Below are 15,690 nucleotides of genomic sequence, written 5' to 3'. Positions count from 1 at the left end.
AGGAGCGCTGTGATGACCACGATGACCACGACGGAGAACGAGACCAAGCCGACGGCCTACCCGCTGGTCGACGCCGAGTGGGGCCCCGACCCGCTGGAAGGCATCCCGACCGAACTGGTGGAGCGACGCGGCTCCATGGATGCCGACACCGCGGGTGGCTGCGGCTGACCGTGGCCGGGTCTCCCCCAACCCGGTCACACCGCCCCGGCCGCGTCCGCGGCCGGGGCACCCCCACATCGCCGTCGCGGCAAGAGCGGCGGCAATCCAGGAAAGGCAAGTGCAGTGACCGAACGCCGTATGGCCATCGTCACCGGTGGATCGCGAGGAATCGGACGGGCCGTGGCGGCGCAGCTTGCCGCGGACGGCTACAACATCGCCTTCTGCTACCACAGCGGCGGTGACGCGGCCGCCGAGACCGAGAAGCTGGTGCGCGAGCACGGCGTGGAGGTCTACCACGCCCCGTGCGACGTCTCCGACTTCGACGCCGTGCAGGAATTCGTGTCGAAGGCCACCAAGGAACTCGGTCCCGTGTACGCCCTCGTCAACTCCGCCGGCATCGTGCGCGACAACCCGATGGTCCTGATGCCGGTCGAGGACTGGCGGGCCGTCATCGACACCAACCTCTCCGGCACCTTCCACTTCTGCCGCACCGTCGCCTTCAACTTCATGAAGCAGAAGGAGGGCGTCATCGTCAACATGTCCTCCATCGCCGGTGTGTACGGCAACCCGACGCAGACCAACTACAGCGCCTCCAAGGCCGGCATCCAGGGCATGAGCGCCGCTCTGGCCAAGGAGGTCGCGTCCTACGGCATCCGCGTCAACGCCGTGGCCCCCGGCTTCATCGAGACCGACATGACCGAGGCGCTGCCGGAGAAGATCCGCGCGAGCGCCCTCAAGTCCATCCCGATGAAGCGGTACGGCGGCGCCGCCGAGGTGGCCGACCTGGTCTCGTTCCTGGTCTCGGACAAGGCCGCCTACATCACCGGCGAGGTCATCCAGATAGACGGCGGGGTAGCGCTGTGACCGGCGCGCCCGTCGCCGCCGTGGCCACGGTCCCGGAGACCTCCGACGGTGCGGGCGCGCCACCGGCCCGCAGGCGTGCCGCCCCCCACGCCCCGATCGACTCGGCCACCGTGCTGTCGCCGACCGAGGTCACCGCCAGCAAACTGGTGCGCGCGGACGACGCCTACCTAGAGGGCCACTACCCGGACATGACTGTCTATCCGGGGGTCTTCCTCATCGAGTCGGTCCACGAAGCGGTGATCCACTTCGTCCGGGAGACCCACGGCGAGAACGTCGTACCGGAGCTCGCCCTGCTGGACTCGGTGCGTTTCACCACCGCGCTGCGCCCCGGCGACCTGCTCGAAGTGCACTGCACCTGCCTCCCGGCGGAGAACGACCTCCTGGCCGTGACCGCGGTGTGCACCAGCGGCAGCGCCCGGGCCGCTCTCATAAAGGCCGAGTTCCGGTTGGTCGCCGGCATACCCGAGGTGGGGACCCATGCATGACTACGCGGCCATCCGCGACCTGATCCCGCACGCCCATCCCATGCTGCTGGTGGACCGGGTCGTGGAGATGGAGCCCTTCCACCGGATCGTCACCGTCAAGACCGTCAGCGGCAGTGAGCCCTGCTACGCGGGGATGGCCAAGGGCCTGGACACCCGGGCGTTCGCCTACCCGTCGTCCCTGCTCATGGAGTCCTGGGGGCAGGGCGGCGCGATCCTGTGGATGGAGCGGATCAAGGCCGAGAACCGGGAGCGCAGCGGTGCGCTGATCCTGGCCGCGACCCGCAAGGTGCGTCTGCACCGCGCCGTACTGCCCGGCGACACCCTGCGCCATGTGGTGCAGGTCGACCAGTACGTCGGCGACAACCTCTTCCTGAGTGGCAAGTCCTACGTCGGCGACGAACTCGTCTCCGAGGTCGGCTCCGCCATCGCCGTCATGCGTCCCGCCGAGCGCGTCTCGTGGGAGGGGTGACGTGATGGCGGACATCGTGATCACCGGGCTGGGTGTGGTCTCCCCGCTCGGAAACGACATCGACAGTTTCTGGAACGGCCTGCTCCGTGGCGAGGTGCCCATCAAGCCCCTCGACTACCCGGGCACCGCCGTGGACCGCTCGCTCACCTACGTCGTCGACGGTGCCCCCGGTGCCGACGGGGAGATCGGGCGGGCCAGCGGGTTCGCCGTGGAGGCGGCCCGCTCCGCGCTCGCGGACGCCGGTATCGACCTGGCCGCGGACGGCGCCGACCTCACGGTGGGCCTGTGCGTCGGCACCGGCAACGGTGACAGCGACCTGCCGGAGGCCGAGCGGGACGGGCGGCGGAAGCTCACCGGACTCCAGTGGTTCCCGTACGGCATCAGTGGTGCCGTCGCCCGTGAACTCGGGCTGGACGGCCCCGCCACGACCGTATCCACGGCCTGCGCGGCGGGCGCCTACGCCGTCTCGCTCGGCGTGGAGATGATCGCCGACGGCGAGGCGGACGTGGTCCTCGTGGGTGGGGCGGAAGCAGTTTCCCGGCCCGCGATGGGCGCGTTCATGCGGCTCGGCGCCGCGGACCCGGTGCACTGCCGGCCGTTCGACGCCGACCGAGCCGGCACCGTCTACGGCGAGGGTGCGGCCTTCCTGGTGCTGGAGTCCGCCGAGCACGCGGCCCGACGCGGGCACACCCCGTACGCGGCGGTGCTCGGGGAGGGCTGGAGTTGTGACGCCTTCCATGTGACGGCTCCCGACCCGTCGGGCGTCCAGGCCGGGCGCGCCGCGCACGAGGCACTGGAGCGCGGCGGCATCGACCCGGAGAGCATCGGCGCGGTGATCAGCCACGGCACCGGCACCCCCGCCAACGACAGTGCGGAGAGCCGGACGACCGCCTCGCTGCTCGGCGAGCGTACGGACTCCGTGCCGGTGGCCGCCGTGAAGTCCGCGCTCGGGCACAGCGGTGGGGCGGCCGGAGCCTTCTCCTGCGTCACCGCGGCGCTGGTCACCCGGCACGGTCTGCTGCCGCCGGTGGGCACCCTCGACAAGGCCGACCCGGAGTGCTCGCTGCGACTGGTGCGGGACGAGCCCGAGAGCCCTCGCGGTACGACCCTGCTGGTCAACGCCTACGCGTTCGGCGGCAACAACATCACCGTCGCCATCGGCGCGGCACAGCATCCCGGAACGACATCGGAGGTGCCGGCATGAACGCAGACGTGAACGGCGCGGCGCCCCTCGCCGCGATCACCGGGATCGGCCCGGTGAGCCGGGTGGCCATCGGCGTCGAGGAACTGGGTGCCTGCACGCTGCCCTACGGCACGGACCCCGAGGACGCGGGCGCCGGCATCCAGGCGATGGACAACTTCGACCCGGCCGAGCACCTCGGTAAGCGCGGCTGGAAGTTCCTGCCGCCGGTCACCCGAGCCGCGCTGGCCGCGGTGCGGCTGGCCACGGCCGACGCGGGCGAGCAGCCGGAACGGCCGCCGGAGCGCACCGGAGTGGTGATCGGCACCAACTTCGGCGTCGACGAGATCGTCGAACGGATCGACCTGGCGCTGCTGAAGGACGGCATCTCCGGGATCAGCGCAGTGGAGTGCCCCAACTTCTCGCTCAACGTTCCCGCGAGCCAGGTCTCCATCGCCCACGGCATGAAGGCCTTCAACATCACCCTGGCCAATCTGCTGACCGCCGGATACGAGGCACTGCTGTCGGGCGGCCGCGCGCTGCGCGCCGGTCGTGCGGACGCCGTGCTCGCCGGTGCCATCGAGGGGCGTCCGCCCCTCGCTCTGCAGACGATCGCCGGGACGCCGCTGGACGCGGCCGGGGCCTGCCTTCTCCACCTGGAGGCCCCCGAGGCCGCCATGGAGCGCGGCGCCCGGGTCTATGGGTGGCTGACCGGCGGCAGGCGCGGCGTGCTGTCGGACGAACCCGGCTCCGCGCAGCGCACGCTGTTCCGCACGCTGGACGCGCTCGGCGGCCCGCCGCCGGCCTCGGTGCACCTGTGCCTGCCCGTCGGCGAGGCCGGTACCGCGGCCCTCCGTACCGAGGAGGACACCCGCCGCTGGGCGGACGGACTCGGTACCACCGTCACCGTGACCCGGGGCGCCCCGCAGGCCACGGTCACCAGTGTGCTCGCGCTCGCCCGCCACCTGGTGCGCTCGACGTCACGGGTGCCGGTCGCGGCCGGGGGCACCGGACCGGAAGGACCGGGTGAGGGCGATGCCGTCTTCGGTGTGCTGGGGCCGCAGGGGCACACGGTGTTCCTCCGTGTGTCGTCGGAGCGGGGCCCGGCATGAGCGCGGGCGGGGCCGACGGCATGTGGGTCTCGGTCAACGAGGCCACCATGCGCGGTGAGGTTCTGGCCGCGCACCGCTACGCGGACCTGCCCGCTCTCGCGTTCGTTCACGGTCTGGAGGACGCCTGGTCGAGCTGCGGACAGCTCAGCCGTCTTCTGGCGGACCGTTTCCGCTGCTATCCCCTGGACATGCCCTGGCGCACCGGCGGCACGTACCAGTGGCGCAGCCGCGGCACCGCGGCCGAGTGGATCGAGGCGGGCCTGAGCCTCATCCCCGAGCCGGTATCGGTGCTCATCGCCCACTCGCTGGGCGCCAACTCCGTGCTCCAGTGGCTCGCCGCGGGGGCAACGCCGAAGTTCGACGCCCTGATCCTGCTCTCACCGTTCTACTGGCCGCCTTCGGTGCCCGTGGACTGGCGGGTCTTCGACGGATTCAGGGAGGACTTCGCCGGCGTGATGACGGCGGGGCTGCGGACCCGGCTGGGGCCTCGCGCGCAGACGATGGACCCGGACGTGTTCGCCGGTATGACGCGCAAGATGCTCGACGGGATGGGACCGCAGGCGTTCCTCGCCCTGTTCGACCAGTACAGCGCGGCCACCCAGCTTCCGCTGGCCCATGTCGACATCCCCACCCTCGTGCTCGGCAGTCCCCAGGACGCCGGGCTCGCGGGGGAGCGGGCCGATGCGCTCAAGGCCGACATGCCGTGCGCCGAGGTGTACCTGGACCCCAGGCTGACGCATTTCTGCCACATGGAACAACCACGTGAAGTGGCCGAACTGATCCTCGGGTTCCTGGACGCCCGAAAGTCGCCTTGAAGGGCACCGAAATCCTCAAACAAAGGAGTTGAGCATCATGTCAACGATGAGCCCCCCACAGACGGGAAGGGCGCCGAAGCCGGGTCTGACGATGCTGGCCGCGCTGCTGGGCCTGTTCATAGCCCTGCTGGACGTCACGGTCGTCACCGTGGCACTACCGACGATGGGGACCGAACTCAAAGCATCCTTCAGCGACCTTGAGTGGGTGGCCAACGCCTACATGCTGGCGCTGGCGGTCTTCATCGTCACCGCGGGACGGCTTGGCGACCGCTTCGGCAAGCGCCCGATCTACATCGGTGGCGTCATCCTGTTCCTCATCGGCTCGCTCGCCTGCGGGGCGGCCGGGGAATTCAGCCTCTTCGGCTGGTCGGACATCACCACCATCCACGCGGGGCGCGTGGTGCAGGGTGTCGGCGGTGCCGTGATCCTGCCGCTGACGCTCGCCATCATCTACTCGTCCTTCGAGGGCAAGATGCGCACGCTCGGCATCATGCTCTGGGGTGCTGTCGGTGGTCTCGCCACCGCGCTCGGCCCGCTCGTCGGCGGTCTGCTCGTGGACCACGCGGGCTGGGAGTGGATCTTCCTGGTCAATCTGCCGATCGGTGTGGTCGTCATCATCGCGGCCATGGCCGGCCTCGGCCACGACGGTCCCGCGCCCCTGCCCACACCCGCCGACTCCGGCCGTCACGCCGCCGCCAGCCGCCAGCCGCTCGATGTGCCGGGCCTGGTCATCATCAGCGCCTCGCTGCTCTGCCTCAACCTCGCCCTGATCAACGGGGCCGACTGGGGCTGGACTTCGACCCGCGAGATAGCCATGTTCGCCGGGGCGGCCGTGCTGCTCGCCGTCTTCCTGGCCGTGGAGTCGCGCTCGGCCGCGCCCATCATGAACCTGAGCTGGTTCAGGCGCCCGTCCTTCGGCGGCAGCGTCGTGGCCGGGTTCCTGCTCGGCGCGGGCATGTTCTCCGCTCTCTTCTACGTCTCGATCTACCTGCAGAGCGGCCTGGGCCTGTCCGCCCTGGACACCGGTCTGCGGCTGCTGCCGATGACGCTGATGCTTCTGCTCGGTGCCCCGCTGGGCGGCCGCCTCGCCGCGAAGGTGGGCGTCCGTAACGCGCTGGTCACCGCCTTCGTCCTGATGGCGATCGGTATCGCCCTCTTCACCCTGATCGACCCTGACGGCGACACCGGTTCCTGGACGCTGCTGCTGCCCGGCATGCTCATCACCGGTCTGACGATGGGTATCGCCATGCCGATCTCCTCCGAGCTGACGGTGGCCGCGGGACCGCAGGACCAGATCGGGATGTCGGCCAGCGCGGGCACCATGTTCCGCCAGGTCGGCAACGCCGTCGGTATCGCCATCATGGGCGCCCTGATGAGCGCCAAGACAGATGCCGCCACCGAGGAGGCGGGCCGGATGAAGATGTCGGGCACCCTCACGCCTGACGCCCTGGCCACCCTGAAGCAGCACGCCGTGACCGAGGCCATGAAGAACGGCGCCTGGTACGCCACGGCCGTGACGGTGGCGGCCGCCGTCCTCGTCCTGATCTTCGTACGCGACATCAAGCCCGCGGTGCCCGCTGCCGAGGAACCGCTCTCCGCGCAGCAGGTGTGACCCGGCAGGGCTGAACCGAACCGACCGTCCGACGCCGCTTCACAGGGGGGCTGCTCCGCAGTGGACAAGACAGCATTCATCTTCCCGGGCCAGGGCTCGCAGCGCGTGGGCATGGGCCTGCACCTGCTCCAGGAGCGGCCCGACCTGGTCGACCGCTACTACCGCCCAGCGGACGAGATCCTCTCCCTCCCGCTGTCCACACTCTGCTGGGAGGGGCCCGCCGAGACCCTTCAGGACACCGCCGTCACCCAGCCGGCGATCTTCCTGACCTCGCTGGCCACCCTCGATGTGCTGCGGGAGCACGGTGCCCGGCCCGATGTCGTCGCGGGCCACAGCCTGGGCGAGTTCTCGGCGCTCGTCGCCGCGGACGTACTGGACTGGACCGACGCGCTGCGACTGGTGCGCCGCCGGGGCGAGTTGATGTCGGCGGTCAACGAGTCGGTGCCCGGGAGCATGGCTGCGGTGATCGGTCTCGACCTGGAACGGGTCGAGAAGATCTGCGCCGAGGTCGCCACCGAGACGGGCCAGATCGTCGAGGTCGCCAACGACAACGAGCCCGCACAGGCCGTCGTCTCAGGGCAGTCCGAAGCGGTGGACCGGGTGCGGGTGGAGGCGGAGCGGCTCGGGGCGACCAAGGCGGTCGCTCTCAACGTGGGCGCCCCCTTCCACTGCAGCCTGATGGCCGGCATCGAGGAGGAGTTCACCGCGGAGCTGTCCAGGATCACCTTCCGCGACCCGCAGGTGCCGTTCGTGTCCGGGGTCACCGGGGACTACGTCACCGACGCGGAGGACATCGTGGAGGGGCTGCGCCGCCAGGTGGCCGATCGGGTGCGGTGGACCGAGACCGTGCAGCGTATGGCCGCGGACGGCGTCGGCCGGTTCGTGGAGGTGGGTCCGGGGCGTGTGCTGGGCGGGCTGTGCCGCCGTATCACCTCGGAGACGGAGGTCCGCGCGACGAACGACGAGCGCCGGCTGACCCAGGCTCTCGCCAGCCTCGCCGAGTCCCCGGCCGCGTAGCCGGTGCCGGTGAAGCCCCTTGCGGTGCCCGGTAGTTGATCTCCGGCTGTCCCATGGCGGATGGCCGGGGATGCCGGCCGGAAGCTCCGCACAGGACGTACGTACCAGAGCTTTCGGCCGGTCCGGCACGCTCCCTCACCGGAAGGTGGGTGGGCGTGCCGGACATCGACCACACCCCGTCCCGGCCGAGGCGGGGACCAGCCCCGCGGCGCGCACCGCTCACGGCGGGACGGCAGGGCTCACCACCGGAGCCGGCACTCCCGGCCCCCGACTGTGAGATCAAGGACTGACAGTTGATCCCGCTCGATCTGGAACAAGAGGCGGAACAGTGGCACGCAGGGCGATGACGCGCAGGGACATCAAGCCGGAACCCGCGGACGCGGTGCTCGTCCTCGGCGGCTGCGACCACATCGACGCGGTGGCCGTCGACGTGGCACCCGGGACCACCGCGATCGGCTTCATCACCGCGATGCTGTCCTCACCACCGCGCTGGCTGCGCGCCCTGCTCGCGGTCCGCGACACCCTCGTCTCCCCCTTCGGCCTCAAGGGTACCGAGACGAAGGAGACCCGGATCGAGCAGGGTGCCCAGGTCGGGCCGCTGCACATGTTCACCGTCTCGGACGAGCAGGTGGTGGCCGGCAAGGACGACAAGCACCTGAGCTACCGCACCACCTTCGTGGTGCGCGAGGGCGTGAACGGTCCCGAGGGTGTGTGCACCACGGTCGTCCTCTACCACCGCACCGCCGGCCGGATCTACTTCACCGCGATCAAGCCCTTCCACGTCGCCATCATGATCGGCCTGGTCCGCCGCGCCGCCGCCCCCCTCCGGGACCGCTGGACCATCTCCTGACCCCGCCGGTCCCGCCCGGGCCGATCCGAGGGCGGATCACCGGGGCGCGTTCGCCGACTCCCTGACGGCGGTGACTTTTTGACGGCGGTCAGCCGGTGGCGACCGCCAAGGCGGCGCGGTGGCCCGGGTGGGTGGCGCTGAGGTCGATTTCGCGGATGGTCCAGCCAGGTGGGTCGCACGTGAGGTCGTCCGCTTCCAGTGGGCGTCCCAGGCCGATGCCCAGGCCCTTCAGGTATGCCTCCTTGCGTACCCAGACCCGGGCGAAGCCCTCGGTCTGCTGCTCGGGGGGCAGGTTTCGTATGGACGCGGTCTCGGCGGGGTGGAACTGGTCGGCCAACTGCTTGACGGTGCGTTCGGCGGGCAGGGTCTCCACGTCGACGCCGACCGGGTGGGCCGCGAGGGCGACCATGGCCAGTTCCCGGGTGTGGCTGAGGGAGAAGTGCAGCCCGTGGTGGGGGGCCACGGCGGGGCGGCCGTGCAGCTTGCCGCAGCCCGGGCAGGGTTCCCGCAGCAGGGTGATCTCCCTTGGCGGCAGGCCGAGTTGGGCGGCCAGCAGCAGGCGTACCGCGAGGTGGCCGGCGACATAGGGGTGCCGGTCGCGGTCGTGGACGAAGCGCGCGGCCTTGGCCGCCTCCTCGTCGCTGAGGATGGACTCCGCGAGTCCGGCGGGGAGTTGGGGGACCGTGGCGGCGGGCGACAGCCATACCGTGCCCGCACCGGGCGGTGGGGGGACCGGCTCTCCGGTGCCCGCGGTGGCGGCCAGGGCGGGTATGTCGATGCTCCGCACCGGGAGTAGGTCGATCTGCGTCACGGGGGGACCTTACCTAACCAACTCTCGGGGAAGGGTGGGCAGTTGGGCTCTCAGGGGGTTCGCCCGGAAGTTCAGGGGCTTCGCCCAGCAGGACCGAGGTGTTGATGCCGCCGAAGCCGAAGGCGTTGCTCAGCACCAGCCGTGGGCGGGCGTCCACCGCGGTGGTGGGGGCCAGGCGCAGCGGTTCGGCCTGTGGGACCGGGTCCTTGAGGTTGGCGTTGGGGTGGATGAAGCCGTGCCGGAGCTGCTGTACGGCGGCGACGGCCTGGATCGCTGCGGCGGCGCCCAGGCAGTGGCCGATGAGCGACTTGGTGGCGTTGACCCAGACCTCGCCGGTGCGCTCGCCGAACACCTCGCGGATCGCCTCGGCTTCGGTCACGTCCCCCAGCGGGGTGGAGGTCGCGTGGGCGCTGATCAGGTCGACCCGGTCGGTGCCGCGGCCCGCGTCGTCCAGGGCGCGGCGCATCACCCGCACCTCGCCGTCCAGGGAGGGGGTTGTGAGCCGGCTGCCGTGCAGGGCCGAGGCGCCGCCCAGCAGGGTGGCGAGTGGTCGGGCGCCGCGGCGGGCGGCGTGCTCGGGGGACTCCAGTACCAGGGCGGCGGCGCCCTCGCCGTAGATGAAGCCGTCGTGCTGGGCGTCGAAGGGGCGGCAGCGTTCCCCGGCGGGTTCGGTCCGGGTCTTCGCGCCGAGGGCGCCGAGGTTGAACAGGGCCATCCGCTCGACCGGGGAGAGTTCGGTGAGGGGGGCGAGGACCAGGCACACATCGGCGTATCCGTCGCGCACCATGCGCAGGCCGGTGAGCAGGCCGACATTGCCCGCGGCGGAGGCTCCGCCGGTGCTCAGGCCCTCGCCGTGGCAGCCGAGCAGTTCGGAGGCGGTGCCCAGCAGATCGGTGTCCCACAGCTCGACGGCGTAGCTGGGCCGCACATAGGACGGCGATTTCCGGAACTTGCGGCCCATGTCCTGGTACAGCTCATGGGCCTGGTTGCCGCCGGCGACGACGATCCCGGTGCGGGTGGTGTCGCGTTCGGCGGGCAGGGCGGCTTGGGACCAGGCCTCGATCGCGGCGAGCAGCGCGTACTGCTTGGAGCGGGTGGCTCGGCGCATCAACGGCCGTGTCCGGTCCCGTAGTTGGGGATCAATTCCGGCCAACTGGGTGTCGAGGGCGTCGCGGGGGGAGTGGCGGGGAAGGGCTGCCACGCCCAGGGCGGGTGGCAGCCCCTCGGCCGGTGGCTCGAAGGTGACGCCGGGGACGCCGTCCCGCAGCGCCGCGGTGAACTCGGCCAGGCCGCTGCCGGCGGCGCACTGCACCCCGAGTCCGGTGATGGTGGCGCTGCGGTCCTGGTTCACGGCAGCAGATCCGCCAACAGGGTCTTGATATGGGCGAGTTCGGTGCCGAAGGGGGTGATGATCGGGTAGGTCCGGTAGCCGCGGTGGCTGGTCTTCATGATGGTGGAGAGGGTCGACGAGGGGGTGAGGTCGACATAGCGGGCCTCGCTCGCACCGGGGACCGCGGCCAGCGACTTGGTGAAGCCGATGGGCCGGCGCAGGGTCTTCCAGCAGTCCTCGGGCGCCCACTTGGTGAGGACGTCGGCGGTGGTGGAGGACACGACCAGGGGTGCCGTGGAGTCGCCGTCCGACAGGTCGAAGGCGAACGACTCGGCGAGCGCGGTGATCTCCTCGCGTACGGAGTCCAGGGCGGAGGAGTGGAACGCCTTGGAGACCGGCAGCGGTACGGCCATCAGGCCGCGCTCCTTGAGGGCGGCCGCGGCCCGCTCCAGGCCCTGGGGCGCGCCGCTGAGGACGAAGTGGCCGTCGTGGTTCACGGACGCCACTTCGGTGTGCTGGTGCAGGATCGGCAGTTCCTCGTAGAGCCGGGGGTCGCCGAGGACCGCCAGCATTCCGCCGCGCGGCAGGGCTTTCTCCAGCAGCAGTGCCATGTCGACGACGAAACGGAGGCCGTCCTCCGGGGCGACATGGCCCGCGACGGCGAGCGCCCCGAATTCCCCGAGGCTGGAACCGACCAGTACATCGGGCTTCAGACCCTCCGCGGCGAGGGCCGCACCGAGGGAGTACTCGACCATGAAGATGGCGGCATTGGACTTCGCCAGGTCATCAAACGCGTCGTTTAGTCCGAGTGACGGATCGTACATAGCGGCCGCGGGTGACCAGCCGTAGCGATCCAGACATACGGCGTCCAACCGGCCCATGTTGTGCCGGAACTCGGAGTTCTGCTCGTAAAGGGATGAAGCCATCCCCATGTACTGCGAACCCTGGCCGCCGAGAAGGTACACCGTACTGCTCACGATAGATCCCCCGGAAAAATTTGTTGTGAACTACTGTCGACGATGTCAATTACTGAAGGGTAACTCCGCCGGTGTTTACCGAGACCTAATGCTTTGTTCATCCCAGAATGGCGGGAAAAGCGTAGGGGAGCGCTCAGTCGCTGGTCAACTCGGCGGGTTTTCGGTCCCGTTGGGCCGTCGCCCGGAGGTCGGGAGGCGGGCTGAGGGCTCGTCAACTACGGCTACTGCGGGCCGATATGACCGATATGCTGGAGAAAACGACAACAAGGTCGGGTGCCCTGATGGGGGTAAGTCGGGATGTGGGGCGACTTTGTCGCGGTGTGGGGATGAGTGGCGTCTATGCTCGTTCTCGCCCGGCTGCGGGGAAACCCTGCGCTTCGTCACAATCCGGTAACCGGACTCTTGGTTGGTTGAGTTTGAGCCAGTCCATGAGGTGCAATGGACTGGCTCAAACTCCTCCTAGTAGGGTTCCAGGGGAGGACGGGACGGTGTAGACCTCACGTTTCGTGATGGAGTGACAGGCAGAGGGGGCGCAGGGAAATTTCTTTCATCCGCATTAATTGCAGGGCGTGCCGTGACAGCGATTTTGCGCCCGCAGTTATCGGTGCACGTTGACTCCACTTGGAACCAGGTAATTCTCCAGGGGGAGGACCGGCGGAATGTCGGATCTGGAGAACGCCTGATTCATCCGCCGCTCTTGATAACGCGAGTGATTGCTGAACAATCCTGACCGTAATGGCGGCAGGTGCTCCGGATTCCGGGGGCGCGCGGAGGGGACTGACTCACGGCCATGGTGGCTTATCTTTTTCCTGGGCAGGGTTCACAGCAACTAGGCATGGGCGCCGACCTGTTCGACGAGTTCAAGAAGCTCACGGACATCGCCGACGAGGTGCTCGGCTACTCCATCCGCTCCCTGTGCCTGGACGAGCCGGAGCGCCTGGGCAACACCGAGTTCACCCAGCCCGCCCTCTATGTCGTCAACGCCCTGAGCTACTACCAGCTCCTGGAGGAGGGCAAGCCGCGCCCCGACTACGTCGCCGGGCACAGCCTGGGCGAGTACAACGCGCTGCTGGCCGCCGACGTCTTCGACTTCATGACCGGGTTGCGGCTGGTCAAGAAGCGCGGCGAGCTGATGGGCCAGGTCAGCGGTGGCGGTATGGCCGCCGTGCTGGGCCTCGGCGAGCAGGAGGTCATGGAGATCCTGCGGGACTCCGGCCTCGACCGCACCATCGATGTGGCCAACCTCAACTCCCTCACCCAGACGGTCATTTCAGGACCGCGTGACGAGGTCGAGCAGGCAAAGGACGTCTTCATGGCGGCCAATGCCCAGTCCTACACCGTGCTCAAGGTCAGCGGCGCCTTCCACTCCCGTCAAATGGCCGATTCACAACGCGAGTTCGCCTCCTATGCGCATCAGTTCGAGCTGCGCACCCCGACCATTCCCGTCATCGCCAACGTCACCGCGCGCCCCTACCGCCGCGACCGCGTCGTGGACACCCTGATATCGCAGATATCCTCCCCCGTCCGATGGTGCGAGAGCGTGCGCTATCTGATGGGCAAGGACGTCGACGAGATGGTGCAGGTCGGCCCCGGCCGGGTGATCACCGGACTGGTGCGCAGTATTCAGCGCAAGGCCGAACCCCTCGTCGTCACCGCCGAGGAGGAGCGCGAGGCGGCGCTGCTCAACGAACCGCCGCAGCGCACCGCCCCCACCGAGCCGGCCCCCACCGCCCCCGCCGCGACCGCGAGCACCACCCCCCGGTCGATTCTGGCCACCGACCTGGGCAGCGCCGGCTTCCGCAAGGACTACGGTCTGCGCTACGCCTGTGTGACGGGCGGCATGTACCGGGGGATCGCCTCCCCCGAGTTGGTCGCCGCCGTGGGACGCGCCGGGATGCTGGGATTCCTCGGCACCGCGGGGCAGACCCCCGAGCAGGCGGAGGCCGGGATCCGGCAACTGAAGCAGACCCTCACCGGCGGCGAGCCGTTCGGCGTCAACCTGGTGCACGACCCCAGCCGCACGGGGTCGGAGGACGCCCTGGTCGACCTGCTGCTGCGGCACGACATCCGGGTCGCCGAGGTCTCCGCGTTCATCTCGCTGACGCCCGCCGTGGTCCGCTACCGGCTGACCGGGCTGCGCCGCGAGCCGGACGGCCGGGTCGTACCGCGGCACCGCGTCATCGCCAAGGTCTCCCGGCCCGAGGTGGCCCGGGCCTTCCTCAACCCGGCCCCCGCCCGCCTGGTGAGCCAGCTCCTGGAGCAGGGCCGGATCACCGCCGAGGAAGCCGAACTGGCCGCGGAACTCCCCGTCGCCGACGACCTCTGCCTGGAGGCCGACTCCGGCGGCCACACCGACCAGGGCGTCGCCTTCGCGCTGCTGCCCGCCATCCGCCGGCTCCGGGACACCGTGACCGCCGAGCACGGCTACCGGCAGCGGGTCCGGCTCGGCGCCGCGGGCGGGATCGGCACCCCGGAGGCCGCCGCGGCCTGCTTCCTGATGGGCGCCGACTTCGTCACCACCGGGTCCATCAACCAGTGCACCGCGGAGGCCGGGACCAGCGAGCAGGTCAAGGACCTGCTCCAGGACATCGACATCCAGGACACCGGCTACGCCCCCGCCGGCGACATGTTCGAGTACGGCGCCCGGGTGCAGGTGCTCCGCAAGGGCGTACTGTTCCCCGCCCGCGCCAACAAGCTGTACGAGCTGTACAAACGCCATGACTCGCTGGACGAGATCGACGACACCACCGCGGGCCAGCTCCAGACCCGGTACTTCGGCCGCAGCTTCGACGAGGTGTACCAGGAGGTGCGCGCGCACCACCCGGCGGCCGAGATCGAGAAGGCGGAGCAGGACCCCAAGCACAAGATGGCGCTGGTCTTCCGCTGGTACTTCGGCTACTCGACGCAGGCCGCGCTCAGCGGTTCCGACGAGGGCCGGGTCGACTACCAGGTGCATGTCGGGCCCGCGCTCGGCGCCTTCAACCAGTGGGTCAAGGGCACCGAACTCCAGGACTGGCGCCGCCGCCGGGTCGCGGAGATCAACCTCCGCCTCCTCCAGGAGGCCGCCGACCTCATGGCCCGACGGCTGCTCGCGGTGGGGACCGACTGAATGGAACCCTCAGCGATCCTGGTGCGGCACCAGGGGCAGGTGTGCCGGGTCCGGTTCAACCGGCCGGAAGCGCAGAACGCGATCAACGACGCGGTGATCCACGAGCTGCACACCCTGTTCGACGCCTGCGAGAAGGACGGCACCACCGTCGTGGTGCTGGAGGGCGACGAGGAGGCGTTCTGCGTCGGCGCCGACTTCACCTCCTTCACCGCACCGGAGCCGGACCCCGGCGCCACCCCCGTCGATACTCCCGCCGAGTACGACCCCTCGCCGCTCTACGACCTGTGGCTGCGGATGGCCACCGGCCCCTGGATCACGCTGTCCCACGTCCGGGGCCAGGTCAACGCCGGCGGGGTCGGCTTCGTCGCCGCCTCCGACATCGTGATCGCCGACACCACCGCCACCTTCGGCCTCTCGGAGCTGCTGTTCGGGCTGTACCCGGCGATGGTCCTGCCGTTCCTGGTGCGGCGGGTCGGCTTCCAGCGCGCCAACTACCTGACCCTGACGACCCGGGCCGTGGACGCCCGGCAGGCCACCGAGTGGGGACTGGTGGACCGCAGCGCCGAGCGCAGCGGCCCGCTCCTCGCCCAGCACCTGGGGCGGCTGAGCAAGCTCTCCGGTGACGGCATCGCCCGCTACAAGCGCTTCGTGAGCGCGGAGATCGCCCCGCTGGGCCGGCACCGCGAGGCCGCGATCGCCGCCAACCGCGAGATCTTCTCCGACGCCGCCAACCTCCGGCGCATCACGGAGTTCGTGGAACACGGCATCCACCCGTGGGAGCGTCGCGGCTCGCACGGTGAGACCCCCTCCGCCCGGGAAGCACCATGACTCCCGGCCCGCCTCGGACCGTACGGTGCCGGGCTCCCCGTTGTCGCCGGCTGACCGCACAGCCGCCGGCGT

The 15,690-nt window shown here is 70.1% G+C and carries 15 protein-coding genes; 12 read left to right on the top strand and 3 right to left on the bottom strand.

Features of this window, described 5'->3' with window-relative positions; translation table 11 throughout:
- The first annotated feature begins 12 nt into the window (after positions 1-12).
- From ACFVST_RS05015 to ACFVST_RS04970, 10 genes are all read left to right on the top strand, one after another.
- Positions 13-168, top strand: a complete 156-nt coding sequence (locus ACFVST_RS05015) for a hypothetical protein (protein WP_390146979.1) — start codon at positions 13-15, stop codon at positions 166-168.
- A gap of 129 nt (positions 169-297) precedes the next feature.
- Positions 298-1,023 carry a 3-oxoacyl-[acyl-carrier-protein] reductase gene (gene fabG, locus ACFVST_RS05010; RefSeq protein ID WP_390147171.1) on the top strand — a complete coding sequence of 242 codons (726 nt, stop codon included), beginning with the start codon at positions 298-300 and terminating at the stop codon, positions 1,021-1,023.
- A complete protein-coding gene (locus tag ACFVST_RS05005) occupies positions 1,020-1,508 on the top strand; it encodes a 3-hydroxyacyl-ACP dehydratase FabZ family protein (RefSeq protein ID WP_390146978.1) in 489 nt (162 codons plus the stop codon). The genes fabG and ACFVST_RS05005 overlap by 4 nt, the downstream gene beginning before the upstream one ends.
- The gene (locus tag ACFVST_RS05000; protein WP_390146976.1) at positions 1,501-1,977 is read left to right on the top strand and encodes a 3-hydroxyacyl-ACP dehydratase FabZ family protein; all 477 of its coding nucleotides are present in this window, start codon (positions 1,501-1,503) and stop codon (positions 1,975-1,977) included. Before ACFVST_RS05005 ends, ACFVST_RS05000 begins: the two co-directional genes overlap by 8 nt.
- 4 nt (positions 1,978-1,981) lie before the next feature.
- Entirely contained in the window at positions 1,982-3,181 is a 1,200-nt protein-coding gene (locus ACFVST_RS04995; protein ID WP_390146975.1) for a beta-ketoacyl-[acyl-carrier-protein] synthase family protein, read from the top strand.
- Complete coding sequence (locus tag ACFVST_RS04990; RefSeq protein ID WP_390146974.1) at positions 3,178-4,269, top strand: beta-ketoacyl synthase N-terminal-like domain-containing protein; 1,092 nt, start codon at positions 3,178-3,180, stop codon at positions 4,267-4,269. The genes ACFVST_RS04995 and ACFVST_RS04990 overlap by 4 nt, the downstream gene beginning before the upstream one ends.
- Complete coding sequence (locus ACFVST_RS04985; protein WP_390146972.1) at positions 4,266-5,084, top strand: alpha/beta fold hydrolase; 819 nt, start codon at positions 4,266-4,268, stop codon at positions 5,082-5,084. The genes ACFVST_RS04990 and ACFVST_RS04985 overlap by 4 nt, the downstream gene beginning before the upstream one ends.
- Positions 5,085-5,130: 46 nt before the next feature.
- Positions 5,131-6,696 carry an MFS transporter gene (locus ACFVST_RS04980; RefSeq protein ID WP_390146970.1) on the top strand — a complete coding sequence of 522 codons (1,566 nt, stop codon included), beginning with the start codon at positions 5,131-5,133 and terminating at the stop codon, positions 6,694-6,696.
- 60 nt (positions 6,697-6,756) lie between these two features.
- Positions 6,757-7,713, top strand: a complete 957-nt coding sequence (gene fabD / locus ACFVST_RS04975) for an ACP S-malonyltransferase (RefSeq protein ID WP_390146968.1) — start codon at positions 6,757-6,759, stop codon at positions 7,711-7,713.
- A gap of 343 nt (positions 7,714-8,056) precedes the next feature.
- Positions 8,057-8,563, top strand: a complete 507-nt coding sequence (locus tag ACFVST_RS04970) for a DUF2867 domain-containing protein (protein ID WP_390146966.1) — start codon at positions 8,057-8,059, stop codon at positions 8,561-8,563.
- 88 nt (positions 8,564-8,651) lie between these two features.
- On the opposite strand, the gene ACFVST_RS04965 is transcribed toward ACFVST_RS04970, so the two are convergent.
- Genes ACFVST_RS04965 through ACFVST_RS04955 form a run of 3 tightly spaced genes read right to left on the bottom strand, consistent with a single transcriptional unit; the run spans position 8,652 to position 11,681 of the window.
- A complete protein-coding gene (locus tag ACFVST_RS04965; protein WP_390146964.1) occupies positions 8,652-9,374 on the bottom strand; it encodes a 4'-phosphopantetheinyl transferase family protein in 723 nt (240 codons plus the stop codon).
- 13 nt (positions 9,375-9,387) lie between these two features.
- Positions 9,388-10,725: a beta-ketoacyl synthase N-terminal-like domain-containing protein gene (locus tag ACFVST_RS04960; RefSeq protein WP_390146963.1), complete on the bottom strand. Its 1,338-nt coding sequence runs from the start codon at positions 10,723-10,725 to the stop codon at positions 9,388-9,390.
- Complete coding sequence (locus tag ACFVST_RS04955) at positions 10,722-11,681, bottom strand: acyltransferase domain-containing protein (protein WP_390146961.1); 960 nt, start codon at positions 11,679-11,681, stop codon at positions 10,722-10,724. The genes ACFVST_RS04960 and ACFVST_RS04955 overlap by 4 nt, the downstream gene beginning before the upstream one ends.
- A gap of 790 nt (positions 11,682-12,471) precedes the next feature.
- Between ACFVST_RS04955 and fabD (ACFVST_RS04950) the strand changes: the two genes are divergently transcribed.
- A complete protein-coding gene (gene fabD / locus ACFVST_RS04950; RefSeq protein ID WP_390146959.1) occupies positions 12,472-14,790 on the top strand; it encodes an ACP S-malonyltransferase in 2,319 nt (772 codons plus the stop codon).
- Complete coding sequence (locus ACFVST_RS04945) at positions 14,791-15,618, top strand: enoyl-CoA hydratase/isomerase (RefSeq protein WP_390146957.1); 828 nt, start codon at positions 14,791-14,793, stop codon at positions 15,616-15,618.
- Positions 15,619-15,690 lie beyond the last annotated feature (72 nt).

This window comes from Streptomyces sp. NPDC058045, from assembly GCF_042885635.1.
Taxonomy (GTDB): domain Bacteria; phylum Actinomycetota; class Actinomycetes; order Streptomycetales; family Streptomycetaceae; genus Streptomyces.
Note: the sequence above shows the minus strand (reverse complement) of the source record. Positions and strands in the feature narration are given on the sequence as shown.

Coding starts and splice junctions, on each gene's coding strand:
- ACFVST_RS05015 (WP_390146979.1), top strand. CDS start 13: ATGACCACGATGACCACGACGGAGAACGAGACCAAGCCGACGGCCTAC.
- fabG (WP_390147171.1), top strand. CDS start 298: ATGGCCATCGTCACCGGTGGATCGCGAGGAATCGGACGGGCCGTGGCG.
- ACFVST_RS05000 (WP_390146976.1), top strand. CDS start 1,501: ATGCATGACTACGCGGCCATCCGCGACCTGATCCCGCACGCCCATCCC.
- ACFVST_RS04995 (WP_390146975.1), top strand. CDS start 1,982: ATGGCGGACATCGTGATCACCGGGCTGGGTGTGGTCTCCCCGCTCGGA.
- ACFVST_RS04990 (WP_390146974.1), top strand. CDS start 3,178: ATGAACGCAGACGTGAACGGCGCGGCGCCCCTCGCCGCGATCACCGGG.
- ACFVST_RS04985 (WP_390146972.1), top strand. CDS start 4,266: ATGAGCGCGGGCGGGGCCGACGGCATGTGGGTCTCGGTCAACGAGGCC.
- ACFVST_RS04980 (WP_390146970.1), top strand. CDS start 5,131: ATGAGCCCCCCACAGACGGGAAGGGCGCCGAAGCCGGGTCTGACGATG.
- ACFVST_RS04970 (WP_390146966.1), top strand. CDS start 8,057: ATGACGCGCAGGGACATCAAGCCGGAACCCGCGGACGCGGTGCTCGTC.
- fabD (WP_390146959.1), top strand. CDS start 12,472: ATGGTGGCTTATCTTTTTCCTGGGCAGGGTTCACAGCAACTAGGCATG.
- ACFVST_RS04945 (WP_390146957.1), top strand. CDS start 14,791: ATGGAACCCTCAGCGATCCTGGTGCGGCACCAGGGGCAGGTGTGCCGG.